Origin of the sequence: Colwellia psychrerythraea (assembly GCF_000764185.1) — a bacterium.
GTDB lineage: Bacteria > Pseudomonadota > Gammaproteobacteria > Enterobacterales > Alteromonadaceae > Colwellia > Colwellia psychrerythraea_B.
The window spans coordinates 240113-256695 of record NZ_JQEC01000057.1; the positions used below are offsets into that span (position 1 = coordinate 240113).

Here is a 16583-nt window from a genome sequence, read left to right on the forward strand (position 1 = left end):
TCCTTTTTGTATTATTATTGCGTGTGGCTATATCGCTATTTTATTTATTTATTTTGATAAGAAAGGTCAATACTTGTGTAAAAGTGTTAACCATTGGTAAATAAGATATCAGCAAAAGTAAGGCTTCGCAATTTAGGACAAAGGGATAAAATTACCCTTCATTTAAAGCTGACGAATTTGTTGTGCTAAAAAAGTTTTTTTTCGCCTCGCCACTTGTTCGGCAATTTCTATTCTTACTGGTATGGGCTTGTTTTGACTTAGTTTAAAGCGACCTTCAATATGGCTAATAGTGAGTTTAAAAACAGTTATGGCGTTAAGCATGTGGGCAATGGCTTGTTTTGGTGTATCGTTGAGTGACCAAGGGGTATTTTTATCTGCAGATGTTAGTGCTTGTTGCACTTTTATTTGCTCAAAATAGTCACTGCTAGTTGACATATGCTGATATTTTTCATCACTGTGGCTAACCTCAGTAACGTGGCCAACAACATGAACTTTGGCATAGTTCCAGGTAGGCACTTTTTGTTGGGTACTTTGCTCATCACTGACATCATTAGGGGAAATATAATCATCTTCACCGTGAAATATTAGTGTGATAATTAATGGCGCTATATTTTTACTTTCACCTAGGCCTGTAGGGCTAAGGTGCTGCGCTAATGGGTGTTGATTGCTAACATGGGCCATTAACTCATAGCCTATTAATTCTTGATGCGGTTTTTCTTTAATACTCGTTATTGTACTTTCGTTAAAGTGAAAAGGAATATGGCTAATCTGAAGTTCAACGTTGCTATCAAGGTAAAGTAATGTTGCTAATGGCCTTTGTTCAATAACATCAAGTAAAGCAAGCTGTTGTTTGATGTTAACAAAGTGCTCAGCTGGATACTTCGGCGCAATGTGTTGTTTAACTTGACACATGATTGAATTCCTCGGGATTGCTTGTTGTTGATAATAACTGCTGTTTCACCCGAGACCAGTCATCATCGATAATGCTAAATAATGCCGTATTTCTATAATCGCCATTAGGGCTGCGGCGGTGTTTTCTTAAAACACCTTCAAAATGCCCACCAATACGGGTAATAGCGGTACGTGATTGCTGATTGTTTTCATGGGTGCATATTTCCACACGAGCTATTTTTAACTGCTCAAAAGCATGTTTAAGCATTAGGAACTTGGCATGTGAGTTCACATAACTGCGTTGAAAATCTGGGGTAATAAAGGTGTGGCCAAGTTCAATTGTTTTATCTTTGTTGTTGTAACGAAACAGTCTTGTTGAGCCGATAACTTTATCCGTTTGTTTATCAATGGTGATAAAGGCAATTTCACGACCTAGCGTCATTTCATTGATGGCCTCTTTCATCCAAGACTTGGCAATATCATAATTTTCACAGCGATTGATGGGCATGTGTTGCCAAACTTGCGAGTAGTTCCCAGCTAGGCAGTAACCATCAAGGTGATCTAAGGTCATAGGAATCAATTTTATTAAACTCGTCTCTAGCGTGATCGGTTTTAATGTAGTTGTAAGGGCATTATTATTAATTTTTTCAGTAGTTAGCATAAGTTGTTTCATAAAAGGTCTAGTTTGTGGTTGTTATTATGATTACCTTTGGTATAACTACTACAACCAGATTGTTAAAAGTTGATAGACCAGATTGAAAGCGTTAACCCTAAATTTAACTTTGTGTTCTGATAGCTTAGCTAGAAATAAGTCAGCAGTTAAGCAAGCAAAATACCTAGCTATTGCCGATGCACTGCGACAAGCCATTAAAGAAGGACAAGTGACACCTACTGAAGTATTGCCTTCAGCGCGTAAACTTGCTCAGCAGTTGTCTGTCAATCGTCATACGATTATGGCGGCGCTAGCTGAATTGGTAGCACAAGGTTGGGTCGAAGCAAAAGAACGCTCGGCTTATCGGGTGGTAAAAAACTTACCAATTCAAGCGAGCCGGCAAGTAAATAAGGTTAGACAAACACAACAAAGTTTTGATTGGAAATTTCGCTTCAAACAAGATCTACCAGTCACGGCAAAGGTTAAAGCCAGTCAATATAGTTATAATTTTTCCGGTGGTCAGCCTGATATTAGACAATTTCCTTTTCTTGAATTTAAAAGTCATTTCTCTCAAGTTTGCCAGCGACCTAAAATTGATGATTTAAGTTATGGTGATAGTCGAGGCGAAACTGAACTGATTGAAGAGATCGCCACTTATCTAAGGCGTGTTCGCTCGATTACCGATAAAGAGTTGATGATTTGCAATGGCTCACAAGAAGCCTTGTATATGATCTCACAACTGCTGTTACAACCTGGTGATAAAGTTGCAGTTGAGCAACTTGGTTATCCACCCGCTTGGGCTGCTTTTGAACGTAGCGGCGCGAGCTTAATTGCCATCAAACAAGATGATCGCGGTTTAGACCCTGAGCATTTAGCGCAAGTATTTGCACAAGGTAAAGTAAAGTTGCTTTATCTTACGCCGTTACATCAATACCCAACGACAGTATCACTAGATATCACTAGGCGTATGCAAATTTATCAGTTAGCTGTGCAATATGGTGTTGCTATTGTGGAAGATGATTATGATCATGAGTTTCATTATGATAGCCAGCCCATTGCCCCTATGGCTAGCGATGATCCCGCGGGTTTAGTTATCTATATTTCTACCTTTTCAAAACTTATGTTTGGCGGTGCGCGCATAGGTTATGTCGTGGCAAATGATGAATTAATTGAGCAATTGGCTGCTTATAAGGTGTTGATGAACCACAAGAGTAATGTTTTAGTGCAACAATCTGTGGCTAAGTGGATGCAGCAAGGAGGTTTTGAAGGGCACTTGCGCCGTATGACTCGATTATATCAAAAACGTCGTGATTTTATGGTTTTACTGCTACAAGATTACCAAAGCCAGGGCTTGCCAATACACTTTGAAATTCCTGCTGGCGGCATGGCTATATGGCTTGATACCGGTAAATCCGTTGTTGGTTTGAAAGAAAAACTAATGTCTAACGGGGTCTACATACAAACGGAAGTAGAATTTAACATGATTAAGCGCTTGCCTAATACCGAGTATCGTTTTATTCGCTTAGGTTTTGCTGCAATGAATGAATTGGAAGTAGAGCAAGGTTTGAATATTGTAATGAAAGCGCTTTATGGTGTGTTAAGTGATTAAGCCTATATTATAGTAAATAATAGTTAACAATTTCGTCTTGCTATTAATGCTTGTTTACGAGATAAACATTTGTTTCATCCATAACAATTAGAGATTTAAGTGTTAGCAGATATATTAGTAGGACCAATTTTACGGCGTTTAACCTCACAGCAGTTAGTCTTGTGGTGGCTTAGTCCCTTTGAGTGCAGCGGCGAAATTCGTTGCTATTTAAATGATAAAAAAAATGCTATTTTTATTGCAGCGTTAAACTCTACTAATTTAACGACTTTTCGTGTTGGCGAAAAAGCCGTTGTTCATCTTCTCGATGTAAGCATTAACTTTCCTGTTGAGACATATATTGAATATGATTTGCTGCTCACTAATCCCCTTGAAGTAAAAGATAACACGAGAGGATTAGTTGATCATGTTCCGCATCTGATATTTGGTGATTGCAATAGACCTTCATTTATAATTCAAGAAACTATTACTAACTTACTGCACGGCTCGTGTCGAAATCCTCATCACGCTAGCCAAGATAGCTTAATTGCCGGTGATCGTCTCGTTGAAAAAAACTTAACGGATGTAGAGAAAAGGCCAGCGTTATTGATGATGTCTGGCGATCAAATTTATGCTGATCATGTTGCAGGTGTTACGCTTTATGCTATTCATCAAGTTATTACTCTTTTGGGCTTAAATGATGAAAGTTTTACTGATAGCAATTTAGCTCAGCAGGGCATCACCTGTGGCAATGAGCTCTATCAGTCTAGGGATCAATATTTTCAACGGGAATTACTATTACCTAAAAGTACTTCTACAGCGACTTGGTTTAGATCCACCTTCCTTAAATCAACTAAACAACAGAACATCTTTACCTCTACTTATGCCCATAACCATGTGATGACCTTTGCCGAAAATATGGCAATGTACTTTTTAGTATGGTCACAGACTTTATGGCAGCATGTTGAGCTAGAGGGCTTTAATGTCCCTGGAAAATACCAGGCAATTCATCAGCAAGAGTTGGCGGCAATTAAAAACTTTGTTAGTGGTTTACATAAAGTTCAACGTTTACTCGCGCATATCCCCACTTACATGATCTTTGATGATCATGATGTCACCGATGATTGGAATTTAACCGCTGCTTGGGAGCAAGCGGCTTATCAAGACCCGTTAGCAAAACGCATTATTGGCAATAGCTTATTTGCTTATTGGCTGTGTCAGGGGTGGGGTAATGATCCTAAACAATTTGAAGGTGATTTTTGGCGAGAGGCCGATCTTTATCAACAACAATTCGAAACCGTACAACCAGCTAGTCCACAACAAGAAAACGGTCTAAAAGGTAAGTTTCTAGAAGGAAGTAATCAGCAAGACAAATTTATTGATTATTTATTGAAATTTTCCCATTGGCAATACACTCTTGATAGTCAGCCTAAATTAGTGGTGCTTGATAGCCGAACAAGACGCTGGCGCTCAGAGCATGCCTTGGATGAACCCTCAGGGTTAATGGACTGGGAGGCTTTATGTGAATTGCAACAAGAGTTGATAGGTCATGAGTCAATATTATTGGTGTCACCAGCACCTATTTTCGGTGTTAAGATCATAGAGGCCATTCAGCGTATTGCCACTATAGCAGGTCAGCCATTGGCGGTAGATGCCGAAAATTGGATGGCGCATCCGGGCGCTGCCAGTACCTTATTGAATATTTTTAAACACCCAAAAACTCCACAACACTTTGTGATTCTTTCCGGCGATGTACATTACTCTTTTGTTTACGATGTTGAGTTAAGATTTCGTCATCACTCACCCCATATTTGGCAAATTACCTCCAGTGGTATTAAGAACCAATTTCCGCAGCCACTTATAACTATCTTTGACCGAATGAACAGCTGGTTTTATGGGCCTTATTCACCGTTAAATTTATTTACCAAACGCCGCTCTATGCGTATTAAAGGTCGTAAATTAATGCTTAGCACCGATGCTCAAGGAGAGCGGCCAGCTGGAACACAAGCTAAGGCTGAAAAGCTAAAACTAGGTCATCAAAGGTTGCAGCCGAAAAGTGGCTTAGGGTATTTAGAGCTTAATGATGATGGCTCACCACATTTGATTGCCGACTTACATTGTGACGGTAGTAGAACAGTATTTATTGAGAGCAATGAAGAGCTAGTTCCCTAGCTCTTCATTTTTGACTAACTACTTACCTTGATTTTGGGACAAAAGTACTGGCTAAATCGGCGATATCGTCAACACTTTTAGCCAACTCTTGCATTTGCTCAGCAACACTATCGGTTTGCTGCCAAGTAGATTCAGTATTGTCGGCAATATCAGTTAAGTGATTATTAATTTCATGGGATACACATGATTGCTGTTCTGCGGTCGTAGCGATTTGGATCGCGGCTTGGTTAATGTTTTGCATTTTTTCTACCACTAAATCAATTTGCTGATGCGATGCTTGAGCGCTATCAACACAGTACTGAGCTTCATCTTTATTTTTATTCATTAAGGCAACCCATTGTTCTATGGTATTGAGCATAATGGTCAAACGTTGATGAATTTTTTCAGCTGACTCTTGTGTACGTGATGACAAGTTACGTACTTCATCAGCTACTACAGCAAAACCTCGGCCATGTTCACCTGCGCGTGCTGCTTCAATGGCAGCATTTAAAGCCAGTAAGTTGGTTTGGTCGGCAATTGACTGAATATCTTCCATTAACTCGCCAACATTATTAGCCGATTTCGTTAAGCTATCGGCAGAGCTTGAAGCACTCTCGACCGCCTTTGCTAATTGGCCTATTTTGTCACTGGTTTCATAAATACTTTTTTGTGATTGCTCACAATGCTCGAAAGTCACCTCTAATTCGCTGGCAACATCGACAGTGTTCTGGGCAATGTCTTGTGTTGATTGTTGCATTTGACTCATTGCGGTACTTAATTGCTCTAAATCACTTTTTTGTTGCGCTAGTGTACTTCGAGTATCGGTCAAACCTTGGCTTACTTTGGCCATAACCGCTTTTATTGGTTTAGCGGCGTCGAGCGTACGCTCAATAATGGCTTTAATTTTAGTTTTTAATAGGGAGAAGTTAAAATCAAATACGCTGGCGCTACCTTTACCAAAATAAACTTTACGTGATACTGAGTCGAATACAGTTTGCATGCGCTGAGCACGCATAGCCGTAGGGATTATATCTGACCAAAATATGATAATAGGGGTAACAGCACTTATGCCAGCAATAACTGAAGCAAGTAGACCAAGCTGAGTAAAAATATAGCTTTGAGCTAAAACTGAGAGCAATACTAAAAAACTAAATTTATGGTTCTTAGTAAATTCAAAAGTTACCCAGTTATTTTGCTTGTTGAGCGCTTGGTAGATGTGTTCAGCATCGCGGGCAAGTTTAGTGCTTGCAACGGTACTGATACATTGAAAACCGATAACTTTATTTTGGCTATATTGTGGGGTAATAAAAACATCAAGCCAAACAATTTTACCCGCTTTACTTTTTAGTTGTAATAACCCTTGCCATGAAAAACCTTTTGATAAAGTCGCTGACAATTCATCAAGCACTACTTTAGGCATTTTAGAATGGGTTAAACTGCGTGTATCAGCATTAAGTAGTTCATTTTCTTGGTAGCCAGTGGTTTGGCAGTACGCTTGATTAACATAGGTATAATTACCCTTTAAATCGGTAACAGAAATTAATTGTTTCATAGTAGATGACATAGTTTGCACAACATAAAGAGGGTTATGATAACTTTAACAGTAAGATAAAATTATCGCTTTGATCTATATCGGCAATAATGAGCGAACTTTAGTTATTTTTAATCATCTACAAGATTTATTGATTTTTGCTGTTTAAGTTAATTAGCCAAGTTTTCCATAGTGTTAGCTTTTTCAATACGGATTAACTCTTTAAGTAATCGTCTAAGTAGTTCGCCGCCTAATTGATTACTGTCTAAGCCATCTTCATTACCAATTCTGCCTAGCTCGATATTATCAAAACGTTTGGTTATCACCTTATTATTTTTAATAATAGTCAGGCTTAATTCTTCAATAAGTACTGAGCTAATGCGAACACGGGTTATTGCTTTACCTAACAAACGCTTTTTTTGCTTAGCTTCTTTGGAGGCTATTATCGCTTGGTTGGTTTCAACTTTGGCTATTTTTTGGCTGCTATCTATATTTTCTAATGCTAATTTTTCGCTACGCTCAGGATACATTTTTGCATAGCGTTCAGCGCTGAGTTGTGGGTATAAAGCGGGGTAATCAGTTGCTAGTTGTTTCTCAATTTTTTTAACTAAAATGTCCAGATTAGTTACACCTGTTTCACTTGTTTTAGTAAGCTCTGACCAAGCTTGAAATTTGCTAAAACGAAGCTCTTTAACATGCACTAACGTGGTGGTTTTTTTTGCGACGCTGGGGGCGTCAAACTGGCTGGTAGCAAGCTCACCCAACTGTACACTTATTTTATCGACATTAAATACCAGCGGTTGGGTTAAGCCATCTATATTACTAAGGGAGAAATCTAGAAAATTAGTAATGCCGGTATTATTTGAAAAATCAGCACTCAGCAAGTGTGATTCTTGGCCACTATAATACTGAGTTTGTAACAGTACTTGGCTTTTCAGGTAATCATTTAATGAGCCATTGGCGAGATACCATAACATGGAGCTTAAAAATACTAATAGGGTAAAGGCTAGTACAGCTAATTTATTCAATGTTTTTCTCTTTTACGTTAATTTGCGCTATTTTGCGTTAAGTGGTTAATATTTTAAGCTAAGTTACGGTCTAGGTAAATGCTATTAAATGGTCTATAGGTTATAGTATTTGTGTGCAATTATCCGCCAGATTAGGTGTGAAATGCACTATTTTATCACACCATTACTATGCTATTAGAGAACTTCTTTATGACAAATAAGTCTGTGTCAACAACGACTTCAAGCACTTCGGCTGTTACCAGCCGTTTACCCTTATTCATTATACTTACTATTCTTGTTGCTTTAATTACTTATTTGCAATGGCCAGAAGCGAAACAAGAAAAAAGTAAATACAAACGTATTGTTGCGGTAAAAATGGTGTCAGTTGTATTGGCTGAGTTTGTTGAGAGTGTAGAAGCGGTTGGTACAGCACGAGCCAACGAACAAGTAGTTATTACCAGTAAATATTCAGATATTGTTGATGAAGTCTTCTTTGAAGATGGGCAAAGGGTTAAAAAAGGTGCGGTATTGGTTAAGCTGAATAACCAAGAAGAATTAGCAAAAGTGAGTGAGTTAAAAGCAAATTTGTCAGAATCACGGGCACATTTAAAGCGTTTATCTGAGTTACTTGCTAGTCGAGCTACATCGAAATCTTTAGTGGAACAACAAGAAGCGAAAACTAAAGCGATAGAAGCGCAGCTAGTAAGTGCTAAGGCTAAGTTAAACGATTTAACCATTCGTGCGCCATTTTCCGGTGTACTTGGCTTTAGAGAGGTGAGTAAAGGTGCATATATTGATTCTGGTGATACTATTACTAGCTTAGACGATTTGAGTATGATCAAAGTTGACTTTCATTTACCTGAGCGGTTATTAACCCATATACACGTCGGTCAGAAAGTGAGCGCTGCTAATACCGCTTATCGAGATAAAGAGTTTATTGGTAAAATTTCTGCTATTGATAGTCGTATAGACTCAACTACCCGTAGTATCAAAGTTCGCGCTACTATCAGTAATAAATCGTTAAAACTGCACCCCGGCATGTTGCTTAATATAAGCGTCTTATTGCAAGTAGAAAACATACTGCAATTACCTGAAAGTAGCATTATACCTATTGAAAATAAACACTATGTATTCCTAGAAGAGGAAGGTAAAGCCGTTCGTAAAGCGATAAAGATTGGTCGTCGTCACCCTGGTGTGGTGGAAGTTGTTTCAGGTTTAGTTGAAGGTGAACAAGTAGTCGTTGAAGGCGCGCTTAAGTTACGTGATGGCTCAGCAGTGAGTATTATTGGTCAAGAAGTTATAGAAGATAAAACTGAAGAGAAGTCAGTTTCGGCTGAAACTGGGAGTCAAACCTAGTGATATTATCTGATTTATCGGTAAAGAGACCGGTTTTTGCCACGGTAATAAACTTACTTATTATCACCTTTGGTATTGTTGCTTTTTTAATGCTGCCATTAAGAGAATACCCTGATATTGATCCGCCTATTGTTAACATCAGTACCAATTACCCGGGGGCTTCTGCCGCCATAGTTGAAACCAAAATAACCCAATTACTTGAAGATAGAATTAGTGGTATTGAGGGGGTTAAAACCATCAATTCTAATAGTCGTGTTGGTCGTTCAAGCATTACCATTGAATTTAACTTAGACCGTGATATAGATGCAGCTACAAATGATGTTCGTGATCGTATCTCTCGAGCATTAAATAATTTACCAGAGCAGGCTGATCCACCTGAAGTCTCAAAAGCCAATGATGATGAAAATGTAATAGTTTGGTTTGTTTTACAAAGCGAAACCATGAGCACGTTAGAACTAACCGATTATGCTAACCGTTATATCGTTGATCGCTTCGCTGTGGTTGATGGTGTAGCCCGTGTACAAGTAGGTGGTGGCCGTACTTATGCCATGAAAATACGTCTTAACCGTGTTTCTATGGCAGCACGTAATATTACTGTGCAAGATATCGAAAGTACCCTACGTGATGAAAATGTTGAATTACCGGCAGGACGAATTGAGTCAATAGATAGAGATTTTTCTATTCGGGTAGAGCGTAGTTATTTATCTGAGCAAGACTTTGCCAACATGGTAATTAGTCACTCAGTAGGCAATTCAGAAAGTAGCTCAGAAATAAACTCTGTAGTACGTTTAGGTGATGTTGCTGAAGTATTCATTGGCGCACAAGATGATGAAAATATGTTCCGAGGTAATGGCAAAAACATGGTCGGCTTGGGCGTCATCAAGCAATCTAAAGCCAACACACTCGATGTAGTTAAATCCGCTAGAAAAGAAATGCAGTCCATACGTAGCACTTTGCCTATGGGCACAACCATTACCAATAGTTATGATAGCTCGGTCTTTATTCAAGGCTCAATTGATGAGGTATATAACACCTTAATTATTGCTATGTTAATGGTGGTATTGGTTATCTTCTTATTTTTAGGTAACGTTCGTGCTACTTTAATTCCAGCGGTGACTGTCCCCGTTGCTTTAATTGGCTCTTTAATGGCGTTATCTTGGTTTGGTTTTTCAATTAACCTATTAACTTTACTGGCCTTAGTATTGGCTATTGGTTTAGTGGTTGATGACGCCATTGTGGTACTGGAAAATATTTATCGACGCATAGAGAATGGTCAAACACCATTGATGGCAGCTTATGAAGGTGGCAGAGAAGTAGCCTTTGCCGTTATTGCCACTACTTTAGTATTGGTTGCTGTATTTGTTCCTTTGGTATTTCTATCAGGCAACATGGGACGCTTATTTACTGAGTTTGCCATTGCTATTGCTGCAGCCGTTGTCTTTTCAAGCCTAACCGCTTTGACTCTAACGCCAATGTTGTGCTCAAAAATGTTAAAACACAGGGAGCGTAGTTCTTCATTTGGTCAAAAGCTTGATCGTGCCTTCGCCAGTTTTGAGCTTGCTTATGGTCGAGCCCTGAAAAACAGTATTCATCAGCCCATTCTTATTGTACTTGTGCTGGGCTTGTCGCTAGCTGCGGTATTTTTACTGTTTAATAAACTGCCGTCTGAATACACGCCAAAAGAAGATCGCGGTAATTTCTTCTTAATTATGCAAAGTGCTGAAGGTGCGAGTTATGAAAATAACGTTAAAAACATGCATAAAATTGAAGAAAAACTATTAGGTTATCAAGCTGAGGGCGAATTAGATCGTGTCTTAGTGCGAGTGCCAGGTTTTGGTGGGAGTGGTGGTATTGCCATTGTAGGGCTACCAAAATGGGATGAACGCAGCATTGATACCTTCAGTTTTATTAATAAAATAAATGCAGATGTACAAAGTGTTACCGATGTGCGCGCTTTTGCTATTATGCGTCGTGGCATTGGTGGCGGTGGTGGCAGTAATGCCCCTGTCTCTTTTGTATTGCAAGGAAATACCTTTGCAGAATTGGCCGAGTGGCGTGATATTTTGATCACTGAAGCGCAAAAAAATCCTAATTTATCAAATGTTAATAGTGATTATCAAGAAACCTATCCACAGTTACTTGTGCAAATTGACCGTGAACGTGCTTATGATTTAGGTGTACCAGTAGGTGATATCGCCGAAACTTTAGAGACTATGTTGGGCCAACGCCGCGTCACTACTTTTGTTGATAGAGGTGAAGAATATGATGTTATTGTTGAGGGTGATGAAAAGCAATACCAGAGTCCTGCGGATATCGATAATCTTTATGTTCGTTCACGCACTACCGATAAATTAATTCCACTGGCTAACTTATTAAACATCGGAGAAAATGCTACTTCATCACGACTTAATCGTTATAACCGCTTACGTAGTATAACCATCACAGCTAACTTAGCTGATGGTTATGCCCTAGGTGAAGCACTAGACTTTTTAGTGGATGTCACCAAAAATAAACTGCCAGAACATGTGCAGATTGATTATAAAGGCGAGTCGTTATTACTTAAAGAATCGGGCAACTCTATCTTGTTTGTTTTCTTGCTTGCCTTACTAATTACTTATCTGGTGTTAGCTGCACAGTTTGAAAGTTTTATTCATCCTTTTGTTATTCTACTTACTGTGCCACTAGCATTAGTAGGTGCACTCGCAGGGCTCGAATTGATGGGCATGAGTTTAAATATCTACAGTCAAATAGGTATTGTTATGCTCATTGGTTTAGCAGCAAAAAATGGTATTTTAATCGTCGAATTTGCGAACCAATTACGTGACAAAGGCATTGCTTTTGAAGAAGCACTAATTAGTGCTTCTCAGCAGCGTTTACGCCCTATCGTAATGACCACTTTTACCACAGTAACCAGTGCCATTCCATTAGTATTAGCGGTTGGGCCAGGGGCAGAAAGTCGTATGGTTATTGGGGTGGTTATTTTTGCTGGTGTATCTCTAGCGAGTATATTTACTCTGTTTATAGTGCCTGGTGCATATTACTGGTTATGTCGTAATACAGGCTCACCACAAGCTATTGCTAATGAAATTGAAAGTCTTGAGCAGCAAGGTAAACTTCAATAATTGTATTAAGGTAAACTTAGTTATAAGCAATAAGTAAGTTTACTCAGTAAAAAAGAAATAAATATAAAAGCCCCTAACAGACTTGATTTGTTAGGGGCTTTTTTATGTTCCAAGTGTTATTTGATACTTGTATGGACATAACATAAAGGGACATTTTTCGGTTCAAAGCTTAGCTTATGTCTATAAATGTCAGTGAGCACATACTACTAAAGTCCGTTATTGAAGTTGCAGCAGGTATGGCTTACATACTTTTAATACGCCAGGTTAAAAAACTGCCTGCTCAGGCTTTATAACTCTTTACTAACATTCAATAAAGTCTATTATTTAAGTAGGTAACTTGAGCTCTGGATAAGCAGAACTTGCTCAATATTCCCCTTTATCCTATTCACAGCGTTAAACGTAGATAAATAGCCTGTTATTCATAAACGTTTTGCCTTGATAATTGCATAAATTGAAACATTGATAGAGCATACATCGACTTAATCTTGTAAGTGGTTGTTTTTACTTAAACATCAACTATTCATTATCCAGAGTTCAGGTTAGGTAAGTCTAACCAAAAATATTTTCTTTAGTTATTGAAAGGTAACACGCTAAAATACTTTATAGACATAAGATCATAAAAATAGAACGAACTTAACTTTTATGCCATTAGGGATTTATGCTTTTATTTCAGCGCTTACTGTTAACTTTTACCTTTTCCCTATTAATATCTGCTTTTTTTACTAAAGCCAGTGAATATAAAGCGGATCTGTTAACTGAAGAAGATGGTTTTACTTCGTTTGAAGTGTACTCAATTGTGCAAGACCGGCAGGGGTTTCTTTGGTTTGGTACCAGTGAGCACGGTTTAATGCGTTACGATGGTAATAAGGTTACTCATATTGAATATGATATGAGTAACCCTAGCGGCCTATCTCATACTAGTGCAGGCAACTTGAGTTTAGGCCAGAGTAACAGCTTATGGATAGGTACCTGGGGGGGCGGGGCTAATCGCTATCAACTTGACACAGGTGTTTTTGAACATTTTCAGCATAATCCTAATAAATCTACGAGTATCAGCTCAAATCGTATTCAAAGCTTCTATCAAGATATTAACGATATAATGTGGATAGGCACTTATGCCGACGGGTTTAATCAATACCAAAGTCAAAGCAATAATTTCAAACGATTTAAACATGACCCCAAAAAAAATAGCTTATCAAACAATCGTGTTTGGGGTATTACCGCTGCTAGTGATGATGAGTTATGGATTGCGACAAGTTATGGCATTAACTTATTTGATAAGAAAACACAGGTCTTCACTCACTTTCTTCCTGATACTAATAGCCAATCAGCGACGGGAAAAAATGAAGTCAGGCATGTCTTAAAAACAAAGCAAGGTCAGCTTTATATTGGTACTGCGGCAGGAGTATTAAGTTTTAATAAATCATATCAAGAGTTTACTCTACTTGAAAGTCATCAAAATACTCCTATAGGAAAAGTATACTCACTCATAGAAGATCGTTTTGGTGTTGTCTGGGTTGGTACGGACACTGGACTTTATCAATTTGAACAGCAAGAACAAATAATTGAAGCGGTACCTCTACCTAAAAAAGGCGGAGTTCGGATTGTATTTGAAGATAATTCCGGCGCTATATGGGTAACTAGCCCTTTACACGGAATTTATAAAATATATAAAAAGCGTAAATTTATGGCCGTCAATGATGTCCGTTTAAAGTCCCCTAATAGTGTTTTAACGGATGAAAACGGTGATTTAATTATCGTTACAGCGGCGTCTGAAATATTGAAGTGGAATACAAGTACACAAAAACTTGAAACAGTTATAAATAAGGTTTTTAGCAGTAGTATCGATTCAATCTCAATGAGTAGAAGCGCCGACATCCCCATAATAGCCAAAGACTCCGATGATATTTTATGGGTGGCACAACAGTCCCGCTTAATTCAATTAAATATGAGAACAGGAGTAATAAGTAATGTTGAGTACCAAAAGTCTCATCCTGATCATGATCTTTTTGGCGAGTTTAGAGCATTAGCAAAAGCGCCAAATGAGCAGATGTGGATAGGTACTTATAAAGCAGGTATACACGTATACGATAATGCTTCGAATTCATTCATTGCCAATCGTCAAGACTTGCATAGTTTAAGTCATCCAGAAGTTAATGTAATTTATCGAGATCGAAATGATCGCATGTGGGTTGGCACAGGTAAGGGCCTAAACCTTTGGCATGAAAAAACAAAAGAATTTGAACACTTTTTAGATGACAATCAAACTTCAGGTCGAATTTTAGGCAACATTATTTTAGCAATATTTCAGTCTGAAGACGGCACTATTTGGGTAGGTACTGAAAAAGGCTTGAACAAGTTTAATGAGACCACGGGCACGTTTCACACCATAACCTCAAAAGATGGCTTAGCCAGTAATTTGATACGAGCAATTAATGAGGCTGACAATGGATATTTATGGGTTACGACCAGTAAGGGCATATCGAGTGTCGACACCATTACTAGTATAATTAAAAACTATGACCCACACGATGGTTTGCTTGGTGTGCAATATTACCCAAATAGCCTTAGTAAAACTAATGACGATAGCTTTTATTTTAGTGGCCCTAGGGGAATTAACTTTTTTAACCCAAAGAAAATAAAAGACAATGAATACCGGCCTAACGTTGTTCTTACTGGGTTTTCTAAAATGGGAAAAGAAGTTACATTAGCTGTGCCATTTTCATATGTAAAAAATATTCAGTTATCTTATTTAGATAATGCATTTTCGTTTGAGTTTGCAGCTTTAGATTATAATGCGCCGGAAAGAAATAAATATGCTTATCGTTTACTTGGTTTTAATAATGACTGGCTTGATATTAATCAGCGCAATAGCGCATTTTATACTAACTTAGCTGGCGGCGATTATATTTTTCAAGTCAAAGCGACAAATAGCGACGGTGTTTGGAGTGACAAGTTTTTAACAATAAACCTTACAATCTCCACTGCTCCTTGGAGAGCATGGTGGGCCTTACTTAGTTACGTTATCTTAGTTGTATTGCTCATTATGTATTTTATTCGTTTACATACATTGAAACAGCAGAGAGTTATTAAGCAGCAACAACAATTTGTTAAAGCACTAGAGCAGCAAGTAGCTGAAAAAACCTCCTCATTAAGTAAGCAGACTTTACAGTTACGTATTGCAAATAAAGAGTTAGAGGCGTTAAGTTTTAAAGATGGTTTAACAGGGTTATTTAATCGTCGGTATTTTGATAGCACGCTATCTAAAGAAATAAACCGTCACAGAAGACATAATAAACCGTTATCTTTGTTGATGTGTGATGTCGATTATTTTAAGTTGTACAATGACCATTATGGTCATGTGGAAGGTGATAAATGCTTAAAGTTAGTGGCTCAATCTATAAAAGAAATAACCGCTAGAGAAGGTGATTCAGGCTGTCGTTATGGTGGTGAAGAGTTTGCATTAATACTAGCACAAACCAATTCTTCACAGGCTGAATTGATTGCCAAGCATATTCAAACAGCCCTTGAAAAACTAAGTATCTTGCATGAAACTTCGCTATCGGGTGGTTATATCAGCATGAGTTATGGTGTTTTTTCATCTGTACCAACAAAAAACTGTTCACCTGAAATGTTTATATCAAAGGCTGATGAAGCGCTTTATAAAAGTAAAGACAACGGTCGTAATAAAATAACAATACTTTGTTTGACAACTTAATTTTGTTTACCCCTTAATAACCTCAAACCATATGCCTAGTCATTGGCAATAACAGTTTAATAGCTAAAAATACTAACTGTATATAAACGGTATTATAACTACTTGCACTTTATAATGCGGCGAAAATTGCGATGCAGATTCAAAAATAGCAGAGCGATGGTGGATGTTATAACCTAATCAATACTCATTGAGTGCGTTGATATTAAAAATATCAGCTAAGTTAATATCTACAGTGAAATCGATATACTTCATTAACTCATTCGAGCGGTAATCTTTTCTCTCCATTTCAGAATATTCAATGTAAGTGAGTTCAGAGGCGTAAGGCAATCCTTCAGCTAGGCCCAAGTGGCAGCGCACTGGCCAATTAATAGTAAATATTGCTGCTGGGAATTTTTCATGATTTAAGTCATGTTGTATCTTAAATCTATCAAGATATGTCGGGTATTTTATATGTTGAAATACCAGGTTACTTTATAAAATTTACGGTTTTAAAAATATGCGCCATATCCCATATGGTTCGATTATTGCTTTATTAGAATATGGTTGATTCAATTTCAACCTACTTGTTCT

At 38.0% G+C, this 16583-nt stretch carries 9 protein-coding genes; 5 read left to right on the forward strand and 4 right to left on the reverse strand.

Going from position 1 to position 16583, the window contains the following annotated elements; all coding sequences use genetic code 11:
• Positions 1-162: 162 nt before the first annotated feature.
• Together GAB14E_RS03090 and GAB14E_RS03085 are read right to left on the reverse strand one after the other, a co-directional pair.
• On the reverse strand, positions 163-912 hold the full coding sequence (locus tag GAB14E_RS03090; RefSeq protein ID WP_033084059.1) for an FMN-binding negative transcriptional regulator: 750 nt from the start codon (positions 910-912) through the stop codon (positions 163-165).
• Complete coding sequence (locus tag GAB14E_RS03085; RefSeq protein ID WP_231562107.1) at positions 899-1564, reverse strand: GNAT family N-acetyltransferase; 666 nt, start codon at positions 1562-1564, stop codon at positions 899-901. Before GAB14E_RS03085 ends, GAB14E_RS03090 begins: the two co-directional genes overlap by 14 nt.
• An 82-nt stretch (positions 1565-1646) precedes the next feature.
• Between GAB14E_RS03085 and pdxR the strand changes: the two genes are divergently transcribed.
• Complete coding sequence (gene pdxR, locus GAB14E_RS03080; protein ID WP_033084060.1) at positions 1647-3152, forward strand: MocR-like pyridoxine biosynthesis transcription factor PdxR; 1506 nt, start codon at positions 1647-1649, stop codon at positions 3150-3152.
• Between the two features lie 99 nt (positions 3153-3251).
• Positions 3252-5300 carry an alkaline phosphatase D family protein gene (locus GAB14E_RS03075; RefSeq protein ID WP_033084061.1) on the forward strand — a complete coding sequence of 683 codons (2049 nt, stop codon included), beginning with the start codon at positions 3252-3254 and terminating at the stop codon, positions 5298-5300.
• A 22-nt stretch (positions 5301-5322) separates the two neighbouring features.
• Here GAB14E_RS03075 and GAB14E_RS03070 read toward each other — a convergent pair whose 3' ends face one another.
• Together GAB14E_RS03070 and GAB14E_RS03065 are read right to left on the reverse strand one after the other, a co-directional pair.
• Positions 5323-6843, reverse strand: coding sequence for a methyl-accepting chemotaxis protein (locus GAB14E_RS03070; RefSeq protein WP_033084062.1), 1521 nt, complete (start codon positions 6841-6843; stop codon positions 5323-5325).
• A gap of 137 nt (positions 6844-6980) precedes the next feature.
• Positions 6981-7838, reverse strand: a complete 858-nt coding sequence (locus GAB14E_RS03065; protein WP_033084063.1) for a hypothetical protein — start codon at positions 7836-7838, stop codon at positions 6981-6983.
• A 189-nt stretch (positions 7839-8027) separates the two neighbouring features.
• Between GAB14E_RS03065 and GAB14E_RS03060 the strand changes: the two genes are divergently transcribed.
• From GAB14E_RS03060 to GAB14E_RS03050, 3 genes are all read left to right on the forward strand, one after another.
• Complete coding sequence (locus GAB14E_RS03060) at positions 8028-9173, forward strand: efflux RND transporter periplasmic adaptor subunit (protein WP_052094043.1); 1146 nt, start codon at positions 8028-8030, stop codon at positions 9171-9173.
• Entirely contained in the window at positions 9173-12295 is a 3123-nt protein-coding gene (locus GAB14E_RS03055; RefSeq protein ID WP_033084064.1) for an efflux RND transporter permease subunit, read from the forward strand. The genes GAB14E_RS03060 and GAB14E_RS03055 overlap by 1 nt, the downstream gene beginning before the upstream one ends.
• A gap of 658 nt (positions 12296-12953) precedes the next feature.
• Positions 12954-16013: a ligand-binding sensor domain-containing diguanylate cyclase gene (locus tag GAB14E_RS03050; RefSeq protein ID WP_052094027.1), complete on the forward strand. Its 3060-nt coding sequence runs from the start codon at positions 12954-12956 to the stop codon at positions 16011-16013.
• Positions 16014-16583: the final 570 nt, after the last annotated feature.

What these genes read in the sequence shown, in the direction of transcription:
- GAB14E_RS03090 (WP_033084059.1), bottom strand. Translation starts at nt 912, where the DNA reads ATGTGTCAAGTTAAACAACACATTGCGCCGAAGTATCCAGCTGAGCAC.
- GAB14E_RS03085 (WP_231562107.1), bottom strand. Translation starts at nt 1,564, where the DNA reads ATGAAACAACTTATGCTAACTACTGAAAAAATTAATAATAATGCCCTT.
- GAB14E_RS03070 (WP_033084062.1), bottom strand. Translation starts at nt 6,843, where the DNA reads ATGTCATCTACTATGAAACAATTAATTTCTGTTACCGATTTAAAGGGT.
- GAB14E_RS03060 (WP_052094043.1), top strand. Translation starts at nt 8,028, where the DNA reads ATGACAAATAAGTCTGTGTCAACAACGACTTCAAGCACTTCGGCTGTT.
- GAB14E_RS03050 (WP_052094027.1), top strand. Translation starts at nt 12,954, where the DNA reads ATGCTTTTATTTCAGCGCTTACTGTTAACTTTTACCTTTTCCCTATTA.